We start from the raw sequence: 17,278 nt of genomic DNA on the forward strand, positions 1-17,278 counted from the left end.
TCCGCAGCATTGCGATACTGCCCTGAACCAGACATGGACACGCTGCTATTTTTCCCGCAAACCTTTTACCCGGCGTTCGGGGCGTGATCAATTGCTGAGCGACCAGAACGGTTACTGAACAGCGGCTGAGGTCGGTTTTGCCTGACATTCCCGATCGCTCACCTATAACATGGCAACGATCCGCGATCCCACCCTGAGCCAGCACGTTACGGAGCCTTCTACATGGCGAAACCAATCCGGTTCCTGTTCTCCTTCCTTGTGCTGGGGGGCCTCGCCCTGCCGGGCTGGACGCAGGAGCGCCCGGCCCCGTTGCGGATCGGTTTCCTGTCGGTTCCCCCCTTTGCACAGCGCGACAGCGAGGGCGAGGAAACCGGGTTTCTGGTGGAGTTGGCGCAGCATCTCGCAACCGAGATGGGCACCAGCATCACATTGGTGCCGGTGACGTCGAGCCGCGATTTCGTGCAGGCACAGGTCGAGGGCCGTACCGATCTGATTGCCGGCATCGCCCAACTGCCTGCGCTGCGTGACAGCAATCTGTTCTCCGCGCCGATTTCCAGCGAATCCCTGCGCCCCATGGTGCGAAATGACGCGGTGCAGGATCTTTCTACCGCAACGCTGAGCGGCATGCGCGTGGGGATCGTGCCACCGGCTGTCGGTTCTGAGCAAAAAGCATTTCTCGCTCGCAATACGACCGTGCATTTCACCACGCCCGAGGCGGCTGTCATGGCGCTTCTTTCCGGGACTGTTGATGCGATTCTGATCCCGGAACCTGTGGCCTTCCACATTACGAAATCAGCCAGGGTAGATGGTCGGGTCCGGTTTCTTAATCCGCCTTTGCGCAGATTTGACCGTGTCGTCGCCCTGCATCAAAGCCGCGCCGATCTGATGCCGGACATCACTCGCGCGCTTGACCGGATGAGGCAGGACCAACGCCTTGACGCGCTGCTGCTAAAGCACTTTCTGGATATTCCCCTGCCCGCACCGGACGTGCTGCGGGTGGGTGTATACCCTTCTCCCCCCTATCAGGTGATCACTGCTGACGGCCGGGTGTCGGGGTTCGCGGTTGACGTGTTGCGCAGCCTTGCACGGCGCACCGGGCTGCAACTGGAATTTCAGACCATCAGCGAAGAGGCCTGGTTACGTGGTCCACAATCGGACACTTATGACATTCTCCCCGCAGCGCAGGTCACCGAGGCCCGGCAGGCGCAGATGGATTTCGCGCATCCGATCCTGGCAGCGGATCAATCCGTCTTCACTCAGCTGGATCTGGCAGGTCGCATCACCCACCCCGAGGATCTGACGCAGCGCCGCGTCGGGGTACGGGCTGACAATGCCACCGCGCAGGCGATGGGGGCTGCACTGGACTGGCAGGTCATCCATATGGGCACAGTGCCCGCCCTGCTGACAGCGCTGCAAACCGGAGAGGTTGATGCGGTGGTCGATCACCCGGACAAACTGCTGGTGACTGCCGAAAACCTCCAGATGCGGGAGGCTCTGACAGAGGTGCTGCCTGCGTTGCTGACGTATGAACGCGCACCGGCCTTGCGATTTGGTCTGGGTGAGGTGCGCGACAAGCTGGATCTAGCGCTGCCGCAATATCTGGTCTCCGCTGAATACGCCGAGCTGCGCCGCACGTATTTCGAACCACCAATATTCTGGAATGCGGCCCGGCTGAGCCTGCTCGGCTATGCCATCGGTGGCGGGGTGCTGACGCTGCTGGGGGTGCTCGGCATGAACCAGCTGCGCACGCGCCGTCGCATCGCCGCAGACAAGGCCCGGCGCGCTGCAGAAATCGCCGAAATCCGCGATGAACTGGAAGTGGTGCTGAACGCAGCCACCAGCGGAATTGTCGCCTTTGACCGTGCAGGCCAGATCATCCGGATCAACCATCGTGCCCGCCACATGCTTGGGGGTACATCCGCTGAAACGCCATTTCTCTGGCCTCAGGCGATCAGCTTTCTCGAAACAGCAACCCTCAGCCCGCTGATCGCCAGCGCCGATCCGCTGAAACGCGCCCGGTCAGGCCACGTGCTGTCAGGAGAAACCCATCTGCTGCGGCGCAGCGCCAGCAGCGACGACCATCGCTACGTCCGGGTCCGAAGCGCGGTTCCGGACAATGAACAACATGGTGTTGCCTTGGTGCTGGTGCTGGATGATGTCACCGGCGAGGAGCGCAACCGGCAGGTTGTCGACCGCAAGAACAGGCTGGATGCGCTGGGTGAGCTGACGGGCGGTATCGCCCATGACATCAACAATCTGCTGGCGTCGTTGCTCTATGCGGTGGATCTGGCGGGGACCGCCGCCACTCCCGATGACCGGTCCCGGTTCCTTGGCATTGCAACAACAACCATCAATCGAGGGCGCCAGCTGACCACGCGGCTACTGGCTTTTGCCAAACGCCAGCCGGGTTTTGCGATGACCAAACCGGTTGAGGAGATTCTGACAGAGTTCCTCGACCTGATCCGCCCGGTGCTCGAGACGCGGATTGAGATACAAGCACAAGAGACAGACCCCGGTTTGTTGGTTTACTGCGATCCTGCGCAGCTGGAAACCGCGCTGATGAACCTGGTTTTGAACAGTCGCGATGCCATTATGAGCAGCGGTGAGGGCACCTGCATTACCCTGAAGGCCCGGCCGGTCCCCACCCCGCAAGGCCACCCCGGTGCAAAACCTGGCCAGATCGATCAAAAGTTGGACGCGTCTGATGCCGCCGCAAGTCACCCCTATGTCGAACTCTCCGTCACCGATGATGGCCCCGGCATGAACGACGCCACACTGGCCCGCTGTACCGATCCTTTCTTCACCACCAAAGACGGCAATTCAGGCACCGGGCTGGGGCTGTCGATGGTCTATGGGTTTGCCCGCCATTCAAGCGGCGATTTGCGGGTCTATTCCAGACCAGGCCACGGCACTACAGTGCAGTTGACGCTGCCGCGCGGCTCCGATCTGAGCCTGCCCAAAGCTGCCGCCGCTGACGCGCCGCTTGAGACTGGCGCCGGTGAGACCATTCTGCTGGCGGAAGATGAGCCAGATCTTCGCCAGATGACCCAGGACATGCTTGTGACGCTCGGGTATCGCGTGCTGCCGGTCGGCTCGGCGCAACAGGCGCTGGAGCTGGTGCAGGACAGCACCCACATTGACCTGCTGCTGACCGATGTGGTGATGCCAGGCTCCATCGGCGGCTTTGAATTGGCCAACCGTGTCCGCCAAATCCACCCGACCATGCCTGTAATCTACACCTCAGGCTACACCGCCTTCACCCCCGACGAGATGGGCCCCGTTACAGCCCCGCTGCTGCATAAACCGGTCCACCCAAGCGACCTCGCAGCGGCCCTTGCCTCGGCTTTGCGAGACTGATTATCACCTAAAGCCAAACCTGCGATTATGTACCAGAGAGCTGGGAAATTCTGACGCGAAACCACCCGCCTATTCAGCGCGAAACCGACAGTATAAGAGATTACCCTTTGGTCGGACCCATAGGCACATCTGCGCACAAAAACGACTCCCGATAGCCAACGCAAGGGAAGGCACAGCTACCCAATCTTAGAAACGCGCGACACAATATCATGTCTTGCGTGACTGGTCGCAGTCTCTGACAGGTGGTTGCTTCGATCCGATGCGCAATCTGGCAAGAACGTTCTACATGGAGGCAAGATCGCAACCAGATCGGCGCTGCGAGATCTAGACGGGATCATGATCCCTTCCGGTACTGATGTTTCCCATCATCGAGCCAGTCCCGCCTCAACATCCCAGAAAGGCGTTTCACGACCAATTCGGTCGGCCAGGTAGTCAGCAAAAGCTCGAACTTTTGAGGGCATATGACGCCGCTCAGGGAACACTGCGTACAAGGATTGCGCAGGCAGCGAATAGGTCGGAAGTACCCGCACCAGGCGCCCTTCTGCCAGATGGGCGCCCGCCACAAAGGTCGGCAGGCGCCCGATCCCCAGACCGTCAATCAAGGCGGTGCAAAGGGCTTCGCTGTTGTTGACACGCATCCTGCCTTTCGGATGCACACGTACCTCCCCTTCTGCACCGCAGAGCACCCACTCCCGCGGATCACGCGAATAGCTGTAGTGCAGGCAGCTATGCTGAAGCAGGTCTTCGGGGTGCTTTGGCGTACCAGTCTGTGCCAGGTACTCCGGTGCTGCGGCGAGGACACTGTGGATCGGCGCCAGCCTGCGGGCAATCAGAGCGGAGTCCGGCAAGGTCCCCGCCCTGATTGCCATATCAAACCCCGCTTCAACCAGATCCGTGACCCTGTCATCCATGGTCAGATCCAGTGTGATCCCGGGATGGCGCTCCAGAAAATCCTTGATCAATGGCGCGACATGCAGGCACCCGAAAGACATCGGCGCGTTGACCCTAAGCCGGCCAATGGGTTGCCCCAGCATGGCAGTGACCGCATCTTCCGCTTCCTTCGCGGCCCCAAGCGCCTGCACCGCATGGGACAGGTAAATTTCGCCGGCTTCCGTCAGAGATATGCTGCGTGTCGAACGATGAAACAGTTGCATGCCCAAATGCGTTTCCAGGTTGCCGATCCGCTTGCTGACAGCGGATTTTGTGATCCCCAGTTGCCGGGCCGCAGCCGCAAACCCGCCGGTTTCCGCGACCGCCACAAAGACCGGAATGGCGCCAATCTCAATCATGCTGCTCTTTCCATTGACAACTTTTTCTCACCCTAAAGTTTCCCTGATAGCGAATTATCGCAGGCAGGAAAGTCAATTAGATCAGTCCTATTCCTCAGCTTGCCGGTGGTCACAATGTCCAGAATGCTCATCCATGGAATTTTTCACGGCAAGCCTGTCGATAAGAGCGGATAGTTGCTGCCGCTGTCGGATGTTCCAGTTTTGGATCGAAGCCGCACGCTGCCCGTGTCCCGCTGCCCTTTCAATCTCAATCTCACAATAGGAGAACCACCGATGCAAATCACAACTCTTAAGCCCGCAGCCCATACAGCCCTGGTCGGCGATCTATACGCGGCAGTCGACGCGTTGAATGCGCAAGCAGTCGCCAGCTTTTTGACCGATGACGTGACCTTCCGCTTGGGCAATTTCGACGCCATAACAGGACGCAAAGCGGTTGAGGACGCCAACGCGTCCTTCTTCACCACGATCCGGGCGATGGGTCACACGATTACCGGCATATGGACAAGCGGTGATGCGATCTTCTGCGAAGGGGAAGTTCACTATACCCGCAAAGACCAAAGCGAGCATAAGGTGCCCTTTGCGACGCGCCTTGGCCTTCGCGACGACAAGATCGCCACATACAATGTCTACGCTGATATTTCGGAACTGTGACGGGGATCGCGGGCCTGTGGTCGCCGTCCAAGGCGGACACGCGCCGCAGGCCGGATGCTAGGATGACACAGGTAGCTGGTTGAGCGCGAGTTCGGCCACCTCATGCAAGTCATCCGCTGACGCGCCGTCGCGGGCCTGCGCGGCCAGTCCTTGGATCAGGACCGCCACGTATTTCGCCAGCAGATCAGGTTTGGTGGATGCTGGCATGTCCCCTGCTTCCATACCGCGCCGAATGCGGTCTGCAATCAGCGTCTCGCTGGCCTGCCGATATCCTGTCAGCAAATCCTGAGCGCCCGCGCTCCCCTTGCCGCAGTTGGTTGCAGCGCTGACGAGCAGGCAGCCCTTCGGTCTGTCTTTCGTACAGAAAGCCTCAATGGCGTCAGAAACAAAACGACGCAGGGCCGTCTCGGCGGTTGCTGCCTCCCCAAGGGCGCGGGGGGCGTAGGCGGCAACGCTCTGCGCGTAATGGGCGGCGCATCGTTCGAATAGCGCCTGCTTGTTGCCGAAGGCCGCATAGATGCTGGGAGGGTTCACCCCCATCGCAGCACTGAGATCGGCCATGGAGGCCGCCTCGTAGCCTCGCTCCCAAAACAGCAGCATCGCCTGTTCAATTGCGTCATCAGTGTCAAAGGATCGCTGTCGTCCCAAGGTCGTCTCCATTTTATTTATCAATCACTACAGAAATATGCTTGACCCGGCAAGCCACAGGTTATTTAACGGTCATTACAAAATGTTGGAGGCACGGATGAAAGCTGCAATTATCGAAACCTATGGCGGACCTGATCACTTCCGGATGGCAGAGCTGCCGCGCCCGGAGCCCAAGCCAGGGGAGCTGTTGATCCGCATCCAAGCGTCCAGTGTGAATCCAGTGGATGTCGGTGTCCGCGCGGGCAATATCCTGCCTGATGAGGCGGCCACTTTCCCAATGATCCTGGGCTGGGATGCGGCGGGCACGGTCGAGGCGCTTGGTCCTGAAACCGACGATTTTGCGCCCGGCGACCGGGTGATGGCGATATCACCGCAGCCGGGATCACTGGTCGGCACCCACGCGCAGTTTGCCGCGCTGCCAGCCAGCCAGGTTGTGAAAATCGCGGATGCGGTCTCCTTCACCACCGCCGCTGCGGTGCCGCTGATCGGCAGCACGGCCCTGGCCGCGCTTCAGGCGCTGGACCTGGCACCGGGCGCCCGTGTTCTGATCAACAACCCCAAAGGGGCGGTTGGCGCAATGGCTGCGAAAATCGCCCCCCTGCTGGGGTTCGAACTGGCCGACCCAGACACGCAGGGTGTCGATGGTGCCATTGATGTGCGCGGTCGCGAGCACGCGCAAAGAGCATTCGCCGCTGTCAAGGATGGCGGCGCTTATGTGACCGTCGTTCCAGAATGGTGGAAGCCGGGAGGGGTTTTTACCCCCGCTCGCGGGATCACCCCGGTGACGGTTCAGAACCCCGCCAATCGAGACGTTCTGGCCCCTTTGGCCGATTGGCTGGCACAGGGAGATCTGATCCCGGACATCGAAGAGATCTTGCCACTTGATCAGATATCGGAGGCACACCGCAGACTGGAGGCCCCCGGGCATACCGGCAAACTGGTCCTCGACCATACCAGTTGCTGACACAAGCAAAGGCGGGCACAGGCGGAGTTCTCGCCGCCAGTGCCCATCATCGTCAAAACCGGGGCCGCTGAGCGTCGTCAGGTTGCCAGCGGCCCCAATGTCTCTGTCAGCGACGTCCTCACTGTGCCTGTATACGATACTCCTGCACCGGTAGGCCGCCGACGCCCCAATCCTCCAGCGGGACCTCATTGATCACCACAAATGTGGTCGCCGGGGATTTGCCCAGAACCTTCTGCAAAAGATCAGTGACGCCGCGGATCAACTGCGCCTTCTGCTCAGCGCTCGGGCCGATGCCGTTGGGGCCACCTTCGCGGGTCACCTTGATATTCACATAAGGCATTGCTCAGTCCTTTTTCGGCACATAGGAGAACACTTTTGTAACGATACGCCATTCGGCACCGTAGCGGACGAGGGTCAGAAGGTCATGGAAATCACGTCCCATCATGGTCATCCGGGCGTTAACCTGGGCCATCCGGTCGTTGACAAAAGCAACCTCCAGAACCTCCTCCTCGCGTGGCTCGCCGCGCCGGGCAGGCGGCTCACGACCATCCACGCGGGTCATGTAAGTCTCAAGGTCCAGATACAGCTCATCGCCTTCGGTGGCGCAGACATAGGCCAACTGCGGGTGGAAGACATCCCGCAGCATGGCGCTGTCGGCTTGATGAAGCCCCTCGAAATAGGCCTCCATCAGCGCGCGGACCTGTTTGCGATCCGTAGGCGTCATTGGATCAGCCCCTCTGCGCGCATCGCGGCCTGAGCGGAGGGGTGCGCGGCACTGCGGTCTACAAAGGCAGCCAGCCGGGGCCAGCCGGCCAGGTCGATGCCGGTGAAATTCGCCCAGTTCGCGACCACGAACAAATAGGCGTCCGCAACCGAAAACTGATCCGCAACCAGCCACGCGCGGCCATCTTCCAGCTGCGCCTCAACCAGATCGAATTTGCCCGCGACATCGATGCGTGCTTTGGCCTTATAAGCCTCGGTGCTGCCCTCACGAAACAGCGGACCAAATGCCTTGTGCAGCTCAGTCCCAATCCAGTTCAGCTGCTCCTGCATCCGGGTGCGGGCCAAGGTTCCCGGCACCGGTGCCAGACCTGCCTCCGGGTGGCTATCTGCGATATACTGCAAGATAGCGGGCCCTTCGGTGAGGATGCTGCCGTCTTCCAGACGCAAGGCCGGAACGTACCCTTTGGGATTGATGGCACGGTAGTCCGCACCGCCTTCGGTCCGACCTGCAGTAGTATCGACAGCCTCAATATCAAAGGGGCGGCCAGCCTCCTGCAGGGCGATATGGCTGGCCAGCGAGCAGGCACCGGGTTTGTAGTAGAGTTTCATGACAGTCTCCTGTGGTGTGATGCCCACTGGCTACCGCCTGAGATGATTGATTGATAATATTGTGTTTTCATCATAACGATTAAAAAAATAGATCGTCTATAAACCCATGAAACACGACCAGCTCATCGCTCTCGACGCAATCGTCTCAACCGGCACCTTCCGCGGCGCCGCTGAGCGTCTGCATAAATCACAATCCGCCATCAGCCACACAATCCGCCAATTGGAGGACCAACTGGAGCTGGAGCTGTTCAGCCGAGAAGCTTACCGCCCGGTGCTCACCCCGGCAGGGGAAGTATTTTACCGCGAGGCCTCCAGAGTGCTGCGTCAGATGCAAGGGCTGCGCACCACCGCGGCCCGGCTGCGCGCCCGCGAAGAGCCGGAGTTGACCATCGCCGTGAGCGCCACGATGGATCTGGATCTTCTTCTGCCGACCCTTGCTGACACCGGGCGGCGTTACCCAACGACCCATTTGCGGCTACGGATGGAGATGATGGGTGGTCCGATCGCACGGTTGCTGGAGGGCAAGGCTGATATCGCGGTTGCGTCTCTGGACGGGGTGCCCCTCGACACTGTCGAGGCCACACCAGTTGGCGAGGTCACGATCCGACCGGTGGCCAGCCCAGATCTGGACCTGCCCGCCACATGCCGCGCCCTTGCAGCCAACGAAATGCAGGGCCACGTGCAGGTGGTCACTGCCGACTCCGGTGGTGCGGCGCATGAACAAAGTCGCGACCTGCTGGCAGGCGGGTTGAAATGGACCGTGTCCGATCTCGCCGCCAAGAAAAAGGTGATCCTCGCAGGCCTCGGCTGGGGCGGCTTACCCGACCACATGACACACCATGAGCGTCGCTCCGGGGTCTTGCGACCTCTCAATCTTGAGGGCTTCCCGCTGCGCCGGACCACGCTCTTCAAAATGAGGCGCAGAGACCAGGTGATAGGGGTCGTCGCCGACGAGCTTTGGAACCGGATCGACCCCCTCACCCCGTCATAACACTGGATGCGTTCGGTGCTGCAGATATCAGTTAGGTTGCGGGTGCAAACACGAGAGGCACCCCTTGGGTGCTGTACTATTGTAATCATGTCCAGATTTGGTTTCTCGAGCAGGTAATCGCCATATCCTACCTGCCCTCTCCGCAATCATCTAAACCCATGATGACGCACAGCTAGCGGCACCTTTGCTCAGATAGTGACCATTACAAAGTTTGACTAACGGCCCAAACTGCCGCTCACTAAAACCAAACCATTCTGAGACGGACAACCTAATTGAGCAGCCCCACTTGAGTGGTCCAAATTAAAAGTTAGTGCATAGTTGGCCTTTGGTCCATCGAGACGATGGTCTCTGGAGCCGGTGGGCGGTAGCCCAGAGCACTGTGGGGTCTTTTGGTATTGTAGTGTTTCCTCCAGCTTTCGATGATAATTTGCGCCTCACGCAGCGAGTAGAAAACTTCCCCGTTCAGCAGCTCGTCGCGCATTCGCCCGTTGAAGCTTTCGCAATAGCCATTCTCCCAAGGTGACCCTGGTTCAATGAACGCAGTTTTGGCCCCGACAGCTTTGATCCAACCCCTGACAGCCTCCGCGATGAACTCTGGGCCGTTGTCAGATCGGATATACGCTGGGACACCACGCAATATGAACAGGTCCGTCAGCGCGTCGATGACCTCGGTCGAGTTCAGCTTTCGCTTCACCCGGATCGCAAGACACTCCCGGCTGTGTTCGTCCAGGATGTTCAATGTCCTGAACGCCCTGCCATCATCTGTCCGGTGATGCACGAAGTCGTATGACCAAACGTGATTGCGATACTCTGGCCGCAGCCGGACACATGATCCGTCGTTGAGCCAGAGCCGTCCCTTCTTGGGTTGCTTCATTGGAACCTTTAGCCCCTCTCGCCGCCATAGACGTTCGACACGTTTATCGTTCACCTGCCAGCCTGCGTCTCTCAGCAGAGCGGCAATCCGACGGTAGCCGTATCGTCCATACTGGCGTGTCAGCTCGATCATGTCCGCAACCAGACGGTCTTCGTCAGCCCGACCAACCGGCTCTCGTCTCTGTGTGGATCGATGCTGGCCCAGGACGCGGCAAACGCGACGCTCGGAAACCTTCATTTGGCTGCGCACAAGATCGATGCAGGCGCGGCGGCGCGAGGGGCTCAGAAGTTTCCCTTTGCGGCCTCGGACAGGATCAATTTGTCCAACGTCAGGTCCGATACCGCCCTACGCAGGCGCTCGTTCTCCTTCTGAAGCCGCTTCAGTTCCTTAAGCTGCTCTGTACCCATGCCACCGTACTTCTTCTTCCAGCGGTAGTATGGTTGTTCAGTCACGCCGATCTGTCTGATTGCATCAATCCGGGGCATGCCTTGCCCCATCAGCACTTCAACCTGCCGCAACTTCACGACAATCTCTTCGGGCTTCGGTCTCTTATTGGCCATCTATGGTCCTCCGCTTTCCTAAACATAGGGGCGGACCACTTCATGGGGGGAGGCTCAGTATCCCTTCAAAGGTTTGGGATACACCTTAATCCGCTGTCCAGTTTGCTCGGACCACTTCAGCTGGACGCGCTGCGGGTTGGTGTTGGTGCAGCATAGGACCTCTCTTGGCTCTGTTTACATCCTTGTGCTTTCAGCGGGCTTGTCCCAAACGCAGGAAGCCGCCCGGAGGCGGCTGTAAGTATGTGTTATGTTTTGGTAATATTGGTTGCGGGAGTAGGATTTGAACCTACGACCTTCAGGTTATGAGCCTGACGAGCTACCGGGCTGCTCCATCCCGCGACAGTATAGTTTTGCCTCATTGCGTTTTGTTGCCTGAGGCTGCCGCTGCTTGATCACGCGTGTTGTGACTGAGCGTTTTTGTCTTCAGATGTTTGTGTCTGAAGGTATATTTTATTGGTATCGTTTGTGTTTATGGATTTTTCTAGGTTTGGCGGTGACCTACTCTCCCACGCCTTAAGACGCAGTACCATCGGCGCAACAGTGCTTAACTTCCGGGTTCGGGATGGGACCGGGTGTTTCACTTGCGCTATGACCACCAAACCGAGGAAAATCCATATTCGCGACGTTTCGGTTTTGAGACGTCGCGGAGATACAATCGACATGAAGTCCAAGTTTTGTGTTTTGCTTTTGGTTCTTGTGTCACTGACTGTTACTGGAACAGATCAAGCCTATCGGGCGATTAGTACCGGTCAACTGAATGCATTGCTGCACTTACATCTCCGGCCTATTGACGAGGTGGTCTACCTCGGCCCTCAGGGATACCTTGTTTTGAGGGGGGCTTCCCGCTTAGATGCCTTCAGCGGTTATCCTGTCCGATCATAGCTACCCTGCACTGCTGCTGGCGCAACAACAGGTCCACCAGTGGATCGTTCACCCCGGTCCTCTCGTACTAGGGGCAACTCCTCTCAAGTATCCTACACCCACGGCAGATAGGGACCGAACTGTCTCACGACGTTCTAAACCCAGCTCACGTACCTCTTTAAACGGCGAACAGCCGTACCCTTGGGACCTGCTCCAGCCCCAGGATGAGATGAGCCGACATCGAGGTGCCAAACACTGCCGTCGATATGGACTCTTGGGCAGTATCAGCCTGTTATCCCCGGCGTACCTTTTATCCGTTGAGCGATGGCCCTCCCACTTGGGACCACCGGATCACTATGGCCGACTTTCGTCTCTGCTCGACTTGTCAGTCTCGCAGTCAGGCTGGCTTCTGCCATTGCACTCAACGAGCGATTTCCGACCGCTCTGAGCCAACCTTCGCGCGCCTCCGTTACGCTTTAGGAGGCGACCGCCCCAGTCAAACTACCCGCCACGCAGGGTCCCGGATCCGGATAACGGACCGCGGTTAGACATCAAGAGTGCGAAGGGTGGTATCTCAAGGGAGGCTCCACCGGAACTAGCGTTCCGGTTTCGATGCCTACCACCTATCCTGCACATCACAATCCTGATGCCAGTGCGAAGCTGTAGTAAAGGTGCACGGGGTCTTTCCGTCTAACCGCGGGAAGCCTGCATCTTGACAGGCAATTCAATTTCGCTGAGTCGATGTTGGAGACAGCGGGGAAGTCGTTACGCCATTCGTGCAGGTCGGAACTTACCCGACAAGGAATTTCGCTACCTTAGGACCGTTATAGTTACGGCCGCCGTTTACCTGGGCTTCAATTCGGAGCTCTCACCCCTCCTTTTAACCTTCAGGCACCGGGCAGGCGTCAGACCCTATACGTCGTCTTGCGACTTCGCAGAGCCCTGTGTTTTTAATAAACAGTCGCCACCCCCTGGTTTGTGCCCCCAGCTCCAAGTTGCCTTGGAACCGGGCCTCCTTCTCGCGAACTTACGGAGGTATTTTGCCGAGTTCCTTCAACATCGTTCTCTCAAGCGCCTTGGTATTCTCTACCAGTCCACCTGTGTCGGTTTAGGGTACGGTCTCATGGAGGGCTATTTCCAGGGACTGATCAGCAGCCCATTCAATCCGATAAGGATGAACTACCTTCACAATCCGTCACATCCTCCTGGCCTAGGAATATTAACCTAGTTCCCATCGGCTACGCCTTTCGGCCTCGCCTTAGGGGCCGGCTTACCCTGCTCAGATTAGCTTTAAGCAGGAACCCTTGGACTTTCGGCGAGAGTGTCTCTCACACTCTTTGTCGCTACTCATGTCATCATTCTCGCTAGTGATCTCTCCACGGGATCGCTCACGCGCCCGCTTCATCGAAAGCTTCGTGTCTCCGATGTGTCCGAGGACACTAAGGAGACATGAAGCTATGTCACACTACGCTCTGCTACCATGCACTATGTGCATCCTAAGCTTCGGCTCATGGCTTGAGCCCCGTTACATCTTCGCCGCAGGACGTCTTAATTAGACCAGTGAGCTGTTACGCTATCTTTAAAGGATGGCTGCTTCTAAGCCAACCTCCTGGTTGTTTTGGACATCCCACCTGCTTTCCCACTTAGCCATGAATTAGGGGCCTTAGCTGTAGGTCAGGGTTGTTTCCCTCTCCACTACGGACGTTAGCATCCGCAGTGTGTCTGCCATCTAGTACTCCCGGGTATTCGGAGTTTGGTTAGGATCAGTAAGCCTGTGGGGCCCCATTACCCATCCAGTGCTCTACCCCCCGGGGTATTCGGATGACGCTCTACCTAAATAGATTTCGCAGAGAACCAGCTATCTCCGAGTTTGATTGGCCTTTCACCCCTAGGCACAGCTCATCCCGATCTTTTTCAACAGATGTGGGTTCGGTCCTCCAGTGCATGTTACTGCACCTTCAACCTGGCCATGCCTAGATCACTCGGTTTCGGGTCTGATCCCACGAACTCATGCGCCCTATTAAGACTCGCTTTCGCTGCGCCTACACCTAACGGCTTAAGCTTGCTCGTGAGACCAAGTCGATGACCCATTATACAAAAGGTACGCTGTCAGCCCTCAAGGGGCCTCCAACTGATTGTAGGCGTTCGGTTTCAGGTACTGTTTCACTCCCCTCGTCGGGGTGCTTTTCACCTTTCCCTCACGGTACTGGTTCGCTATCGGTCAGTAAGGAGTACTTAGCCTTCGAAGGTGGTCCTCCGATCTTCAGACAGGATTTCACGTGTCCCGCCCTACTTAATACGTCCTATCATGCTTCATATACGGGGCTATCACCCACTCTGGCTGTGCTTCCCAACACATTCTATTCACACTCAAGGCTCGGCTGGTCCCCGTTCGCTCGCCGCTACTAGGGGAGTATCATATTGATGTCCTTTCCTCCGGGTACTTAGATGTTTCAGTTCCCCGGGTTTGCTCTTAAAACCCTATGTATTCAGGTCTTAAGTACCTGATTAAGCTCATTATTGATAGCAAAGCTAACAATAACAAACTGTCAGGTGGGTTCCCCCATTCGGAAATTCATGGATCAAAGCCTATTCTCAGCTCCCCATGACTTATCGCAGAGTATCACGTCCTTCATCGCCTCTTACTGCCAAGGCATCCACCAAACGCCCTTCTCGCGCTTGATCTGGTCCAGAAAAAGACAGTGAACTGTCACGCCACAGAAGCTGGTAAGAAACTGTGGCCTTATTCTGAACCAAAAGCATACTTTCCCGCTCACTTAATAAGAAGTGAACATTGGTTCATAAACCTTGCGGAATATGAACCGGGTTAGTGTACTTGACTTGGACAACACTGTGGTTTCAATCCGGCAGACCCTCGCGCGCCCGAGGAAAAGGGCGGATGCAAAGGCTCGCATCAGACCACCGAAGCGGTCCTCAGCACCAAACTGAGGTCGATCCCTTACGCGGGTGACCAACAGTGTTGTTGATTGTATCTCTCTAAACGATGTCAATGTGATCAACCTTCCCGAAGGAACATCGATCCGGTCCGATTGGACGATCAAACACTCAAAGCAAGTGCTTGATGATCAAATCATAGTCTGAAGAATGGTGGGTCGAGGAGGACTTGAACCTCCGACCTCACGCTTATCAGGCGTGCGCTCTAACCACCTGAGCTACCGACCCATTCTATGTGGGCCGTTCGCATGAGTGGTGGAGCCTAGGAGGATCGAACTCCTGACCTCCTGAATGCAAATCAGGCGCTCTCCCAGCTGAGCTAAGGCCCCTTGCTAGATCCTGCCCCAGGGCAAGATCATGACAGTTCTGAAGAGATATGAGGACGGCCTGGTCCGGATGTGATCAGTTTTGATTACTGATCTTATGCTAAGTGTATCACGAGACAGAGCAAGCTCTGATCTAGCTAGATACATCCTTAGAAAGGAGGTGATCCAGCCGCAGGTTCCCCTACGGCTACCTTGTTACGACTTCACCCCAGTCGCTGAGCTCACCGTGGTCCGCTGCCCCCTCGAAAGGTTGGCGCACGGCCTTCGGGTAAACCCAACTCCCATGGTGTGACGGGCGGTGTGTACAAGGCCCGGGAACGTATTCACCGCGTCATGCTGTTACGCGATTACTAGCGATTCCGACTTCATGGGGTCGAGTTGCAGACCCCAATCCGAACTGAGACAGTTTTTTGGGATTAACCCATTGTCACTGCCATTGTAGCACGTGTGTAGCCCAACCCGTAAGGGCCATGAGGACTTGACGTCATCCACACCTTCCTCCCGCTTATCACGGGCAGTTTCCCTAGAGTGCCCAGCCGAACTGCTGGCAACTAAGGATGTGGGTTGCGCTCGTTGCCGGACTTAACCGAACATCTCACGACACGAGCTGACGACAGCCATGCAGCACCTGTCACTAGGTCACCGAAGTGAAAGCCAAATCTCTCTGGCGGTCCTAGGATGTCAAGGGTTGGTAAGGTTCTGCGCGTTGCTTCGAATTAAACCACATGCTCCACCGCTTGTGCGGGCCCCCGTCAATTCCTTTGAGTTTTAATCTTGCGACCGTACTCCCCAGGCGGAATGCTTAATCCGTTAGGTGTGTCACCAACAAGCATGCTTGCTGACGACTGGCATTCATCGTTTACGGTGTGGACTACCAGGGTATCTAATCCTGTTTGCTCCCCACACTTTCGCACCTCAGCGTCAGTATCGAGCCAGTGAGCCGCCTTCGCCACTGGTGTTCCTCCGAATATCTACGAATTTCACCTCTACACTCGGAATTCCACTCACCTCTCTCGAACTCAAGACCAGGAGTTTTGGAGGCAGTTCCGGGGTTGAGCCCCGGGATTTCACCCCCAACTTTCTGATCCGCCTACGTGCGCTTTACGCCCAGTAATTCCGAACAACGCTAACCCCCTCCGTATTACCGCGGCTGCTGGCACGGAGTTAGCCGGGGTTTCTTTACCAGATACTGTCATTATCATCTCTGGCGAAAGAGCTTTACGACCCTAAGGCCTTCATCACTCACGCGGCATGGCTGGATCAGGCTTGCGCCCATTGTCCAAGATTCCCCACTGCTGCCTCCCGTAGGAGTCTGGGCCGTGTCTCAGTCCCAGTGTTGCTGATCATCCTCTAAAACCAGCTATAGATCGTAGACTTGGTAGGCCGTTACCCCACCAACTATCTAATCTAACGCGGGCCGATCCTTCTCCGATAAATCTTTCCCCCGAAGGGCGTATAAGGTATTACTCACCGTTTCCAGTGGCTATTCCTTAGAGAAGGGCACGTTCCCACGCGTTACTAACCCGTCCGCCGCTCACTCCGAAGAGTGCGCTCGACTTGCATGTGTTAGGCCTGCCGCCAGCGTTCGTTCTGAGCCAGGATCAAACTCTCAAGTTGAAAAGCACTTACATGCTTATCCTTGACGTTCGAACCTCTGCACATCTTTGAATGTCCTACCGCTAACGCTACTTGAGGACGGGCCTCAAACAGCACGGCTTCGAACCCGGCTAGGAACTCGAAACGAACATCCAACATTCTCTGTTTCTCGTGCTTCAGTACCAAAGGTACAGAAAGCCGACAAACAGTGAAGCTGACACTAGATCATCGGACAAAAGCCCTACTAGCGTTGATATGAAGAGGTTGATCCATCGAATGAACCAAACCGCCCACATATCTCTTCAGATATCATCAATGTCAAAGAGCATACATCCAGAGACAACAACCAACAGATGCGCCAAATTCCTGACGCGCCCGCCGATCAAAACCCCACAAATGCCACCGTCTTTCCGATGCGTCCGACCGCCTCTCCAGCCCGTCCCAGCGTCTCTCCGCCGCGTTTCCCGTCCATCCCAGCGTCGCCGCCGTCCCGTCCGGTGTGTCTCAGTAGCGCCTCAGCGCCGCCGGTGAAGGGGGTTCTAAGGTGAGTTACCGATGGCCGCAAGCGGTTTTTTGACGTTTTCATGAAGTTTTCGAAGAAACTCAGTATTTCCGTTTTATATCATGCCATTAGCCTGACTAATTTCTCTGAAAACCATTCCTTTTCCGGTGGATCCTACGGCGCGCGCGGCGTCCTGCCCCAGCGGCCCACCGCGGCTGCATCTATATGTAGGTGCACAACGGCGCAGGACCACTAGTGCGACGCCGACTCGTTGCCATTCGACTCGGCGTTACGGACCTCAACATGGCCGGGCCGGACGATACCGGGCTGCAAAATCAGCCCTCCTTCGCAACCTGCGGGTCAAATTTCATC

The 17,278-nt window shown here is 57.2% G+C and carries 10 protein-coding genes, 3 tRNA genes and 3 rRNA genes; 4 read left to right on the forward strand and 12 right to left on the reverse strand.

Translation table 11 applies throughout. The features are described from left to right. Nucleotides 1-222 precede the first annotated feature (222 nt). Complete coding sequence (locus D1820_RS08950) at nucleotides 223-3,357, forward strand: transporter substrate-binding domain-containing protein (protein ID WP_118068658.1); 3,135 nt, start codon at nucleotides 223-225, stop codon at nucleotides 3,355-3,357. 365 nt (nucleotides 3,358-3,722) lie between these two features. On the opposite strand, the gene D1820_RS08955 is transcribed toward D1820_RS08950, so the two are convergent. After that, nucleotides 3,723-4,646 carry a LysR family transcriptional regulator gene (locus D1820_RS08955; RefSeq protein WP_118068660.1) on the reverse strand — a complete coding sequence of 308 codons (924 nt, stop codon included), beginning with the start codon at nucleotides 4,644-4,646 and terminating at the stop codon, nucleotides 3,723-3,725. Between the two features lie 273 nt (nucleotides 4,647-4,919). Here D1820_RS08955 and D1820_RS08960 point away from each other — a divergent pair, with 273 nt between their 5' ends. After that, nucleotides 4,920-5,297, forward strand: a complete 378-nt coding sequence (locus D1820_RS08960; protein ID WP_118068662.1) for a nuclear transport factor 2 family protein — start codon at nucleotides 4,920-4,922, stop codon at nucleotides 5,295-5,297. A gap of 57 nt (nucleotides 5,298-5,354) precedes the next feature. Here the strand turns inward: D1820_RS08960 and D1820_RS08965 are convergent, their stop codons facing one another. Beyond that, nucleotides 5,355-5,957: a TetR/AcrR family transcriptional regulator gene (locus D1820_RS08965; protein WP_118068663.1), complete on the reverse strand. Its 603-nt coding sequence runs from the start codon at nucleotides 5,955-5,957 to the stop codon at nucleotides 5,355-5,357. A gap of 85 nt (nucleotides 5,958-6,042) precedes the next feature. On the opposite strand from D1820_RS08965, the gene D1820_RS08970 reads away from it, so the two are divergent. After that, nucleotides 6,043-6,909 carry an NADP-dependent oxidoreductase gene (locus tag D1820_RS08970; protein ID WP_118068665.1) on the forward strand — a complete coding sequence of 289 codons (867 nt, stop codon included), beginning with the start codon at nucleotides 6,043-6,045 and terminating at the stop codon, nucleotides 6,907-6,909. Between the two features lie 118 nt (nucleotides 6,910-7,027). Here the strand turns inward: D1820_RS08970 and D1820_RS08975 are convergent, their stop codons facing one another. From D1820_RS08975 to gstA, 3 genes are read right to left on the reverse strand one after another with little or no spacing between them, the layout of a single operon-like run. After that, nucleotides 7,028-7,249 (reverse strand): 4-oxalocrotonate tautomerase family protein, encoded by a 222-nt coding sequence (locus D1820_RS08975; protein WP_118068666.1) that lies wholly within the window; start codon nucleotides 7,247-7,249, stop codon nucleotides 7,028-7,030. A gap of 3 nt (nucleotides 7,250-7,252) precedes the next feature. Then, nucleotides 7,253-7,633, reverse strand: a complete 381-nt coding sequence (locus tag D1820_RS08980) for a nuclear transport factor 2 family protein (protein ID WP_096872473.1) — start codon at nucleotides 7,631-7,633, stop codon at nucleotides 7,253-7,255. After that, nucleotides 7,630-8,241, reverse strand: coding sequence for a glutathione transferase GstA (gene gstA / locus D1820_RS08985; RefSeq protein WP_118068668.1), 612 nt, complete (start codon nucleotides 8,239-8,241; stop codon nucleotides 7,630-7,632). The genes D1820_RS08980 and gstA overlap by 4 nt, the downstream gene beginning before the upstream one ends. 106 nt (nucleotides 8,242-8,347) lie before the next feature. On the opposite strand from gstA, the gene D1820_RS08990 reads away from it, so the two are divergent. Then, the gene (locus D1820_RS08990; protein WP_118068670.1) at nucleotides 8,348-9,232 is read left to right on the forward strand and encodes a LysR family transcriptional regulator; all 885 of its coding nucleotides are present in this window, start codon (nucleotides 8,348-8,350) and stop codon (nucleotides 9,230-9,232) included. A 307-nt stretch (nucleotides 9,233-9,539) separates the two neighbouring features. Here the strand turns inward: D1820_RS08990 and D1820_RS08995 are convergent. The 7 genes from D1820_RS08995 to D1820_RS09025 form a co-directional block, all read right to left on the reverse strand. Beyond that, nucleotides 9,540-10,666, reverse strand: a protein-coding gene (locus D1820_RS08995) for an IS3 family transposase (protein ID WP_118068317.1) whose coding sequence is annotated in 2 segments (ribosomal slippage) — nucleotides 9,540-10,402 and nucleotides 10,402-10,666 — 1,128 coding nt in all. Because the reading frame shifts where the segments join, the coding sequence is not laid out codon by codon here. A 262-nt stretch (nucleotides 10,667-10,928) separates the two neighbouring features. Then, a tRNA-Met gene (locus D1820_RS09000) sits at nucleotides 10,929-11,005 on the reverse strand. Between the two features lie 146 nt (nucleotides 11,006-11,151). Further along, nucleotides 11,152-11,266: ribosomal RNA gene (gene rrf / locus D1820_RS09005) — 5S ribosomal RNA — on the reverse strand. Nucleotides 11,267-11,384: 118 nt separating this feature from the next. Continuing rightward, nucleotides 11,385-14,212 (reverse strand): 23S ribosomal RNA (locus tag D1820_RS09010). A gap of 421 nt (nucleotides 14,213-14,633) precedes the next feature. Beyond that, nucleotides 14,634-14,710, reverse strand: a tRNA-Ile gene (locus D1820_RS09015). A 25-nt stretch (nucleotides 14,711-14,735) separates the two neighbouring features. Next, nucleotides 14,736-14,811, reverse strand: a tRNA-Ala gene (locus D1820_RS09020). Nucleotides 14,812-14,961: 150 nt separating this feature from the next. Next, nucleotides 14,962-16,425, reverse strand: a 16S ribosomal RNA gene (locus D1820_RS09025). Together the 16S, 23S and 5S rRNA genes with 3 tRNA genes alongside form the textbook arrangement of a ribosomal RNA operon. Nucleotides 16,426-17,278: the final 853 nt, after the last annotated feature.

It is taken from the genome of Phaeobacter sp. LSS9 (assembly GCF_003443595.1).
GTDB lineage: Bacteria > Pseudomonadota > Alphaproteobacteria > Rhodobacterales > Rhodobacteraceae > Phaeobacter > Phaeobacter piscinae.

Excerpts from the sequence above, each read along its gene's own strand:
- gstA (WP_118068668.1), bottom strand. The coding sequence starts at position 8,241 with ATGAAACTCTACTACAAACCCGGTGCCTGCTCGCTGGCCAGCCATATC.
- D1820_RS08950 (WP_118068658.1), top strand. The coding sequence starts at position 223 with ATGGCGAAACCAATCCGGTTCCTGTTCTCCTTCCTTGTGCTGGGGGGC.
- D1820_RS08975 (WP_118068666.1), bottom strand. The coding sequence starts at position 7,249 with ATGCCTTATGTGAATATCAAGGTGACCCGCGAAGGTGGCCCCAACGGC.
- D1820_RS08970 (WP_118068665.1), top strand. The coding sequence starts at position 6,043 with ATGAAAGCTGCAATTATCGAAACCTATGGCGGACCTGATCACTTCCGG.
- D1820_RS08960 (WP_118068662.1), top strand. The coding sequence starts at position 4,920 with ATGCAAATCACAACTCTTAAGCCCGCAGCCCATACAGCCCTGGTCGGC.
- D1820_RS08980 (WP_096872473.1), bottom strand. The coding sequence starts at position 7,633 with ATGACGCCTACGGATCGCAAACAGGTCCGCGCGCTGATGGAGGCCTAT.
- D1820_RS08955 (WP_118068660.1), bottom strand. The coding sequence starts at position 4,646 with ATGATTGAGATTGGCGCCATTCCGGTCTTTGTGGCGGTCGCGGAAACC.
- D1820_RS08990 (WP_118068670.1), top strand. The coding sequence starts at position 8,348 with ATGAAACACGACCAGCTCATCGCTCTCGACGCAATCGTCTCAACCGGC.
- D1820_RS08965 (WP_118068663.1), bottom strand. The coding sequence starts at position 5,957 with ATGGAGACGACCTTGGGACGACAGCGATCCTTTGACACTGATGACGCA.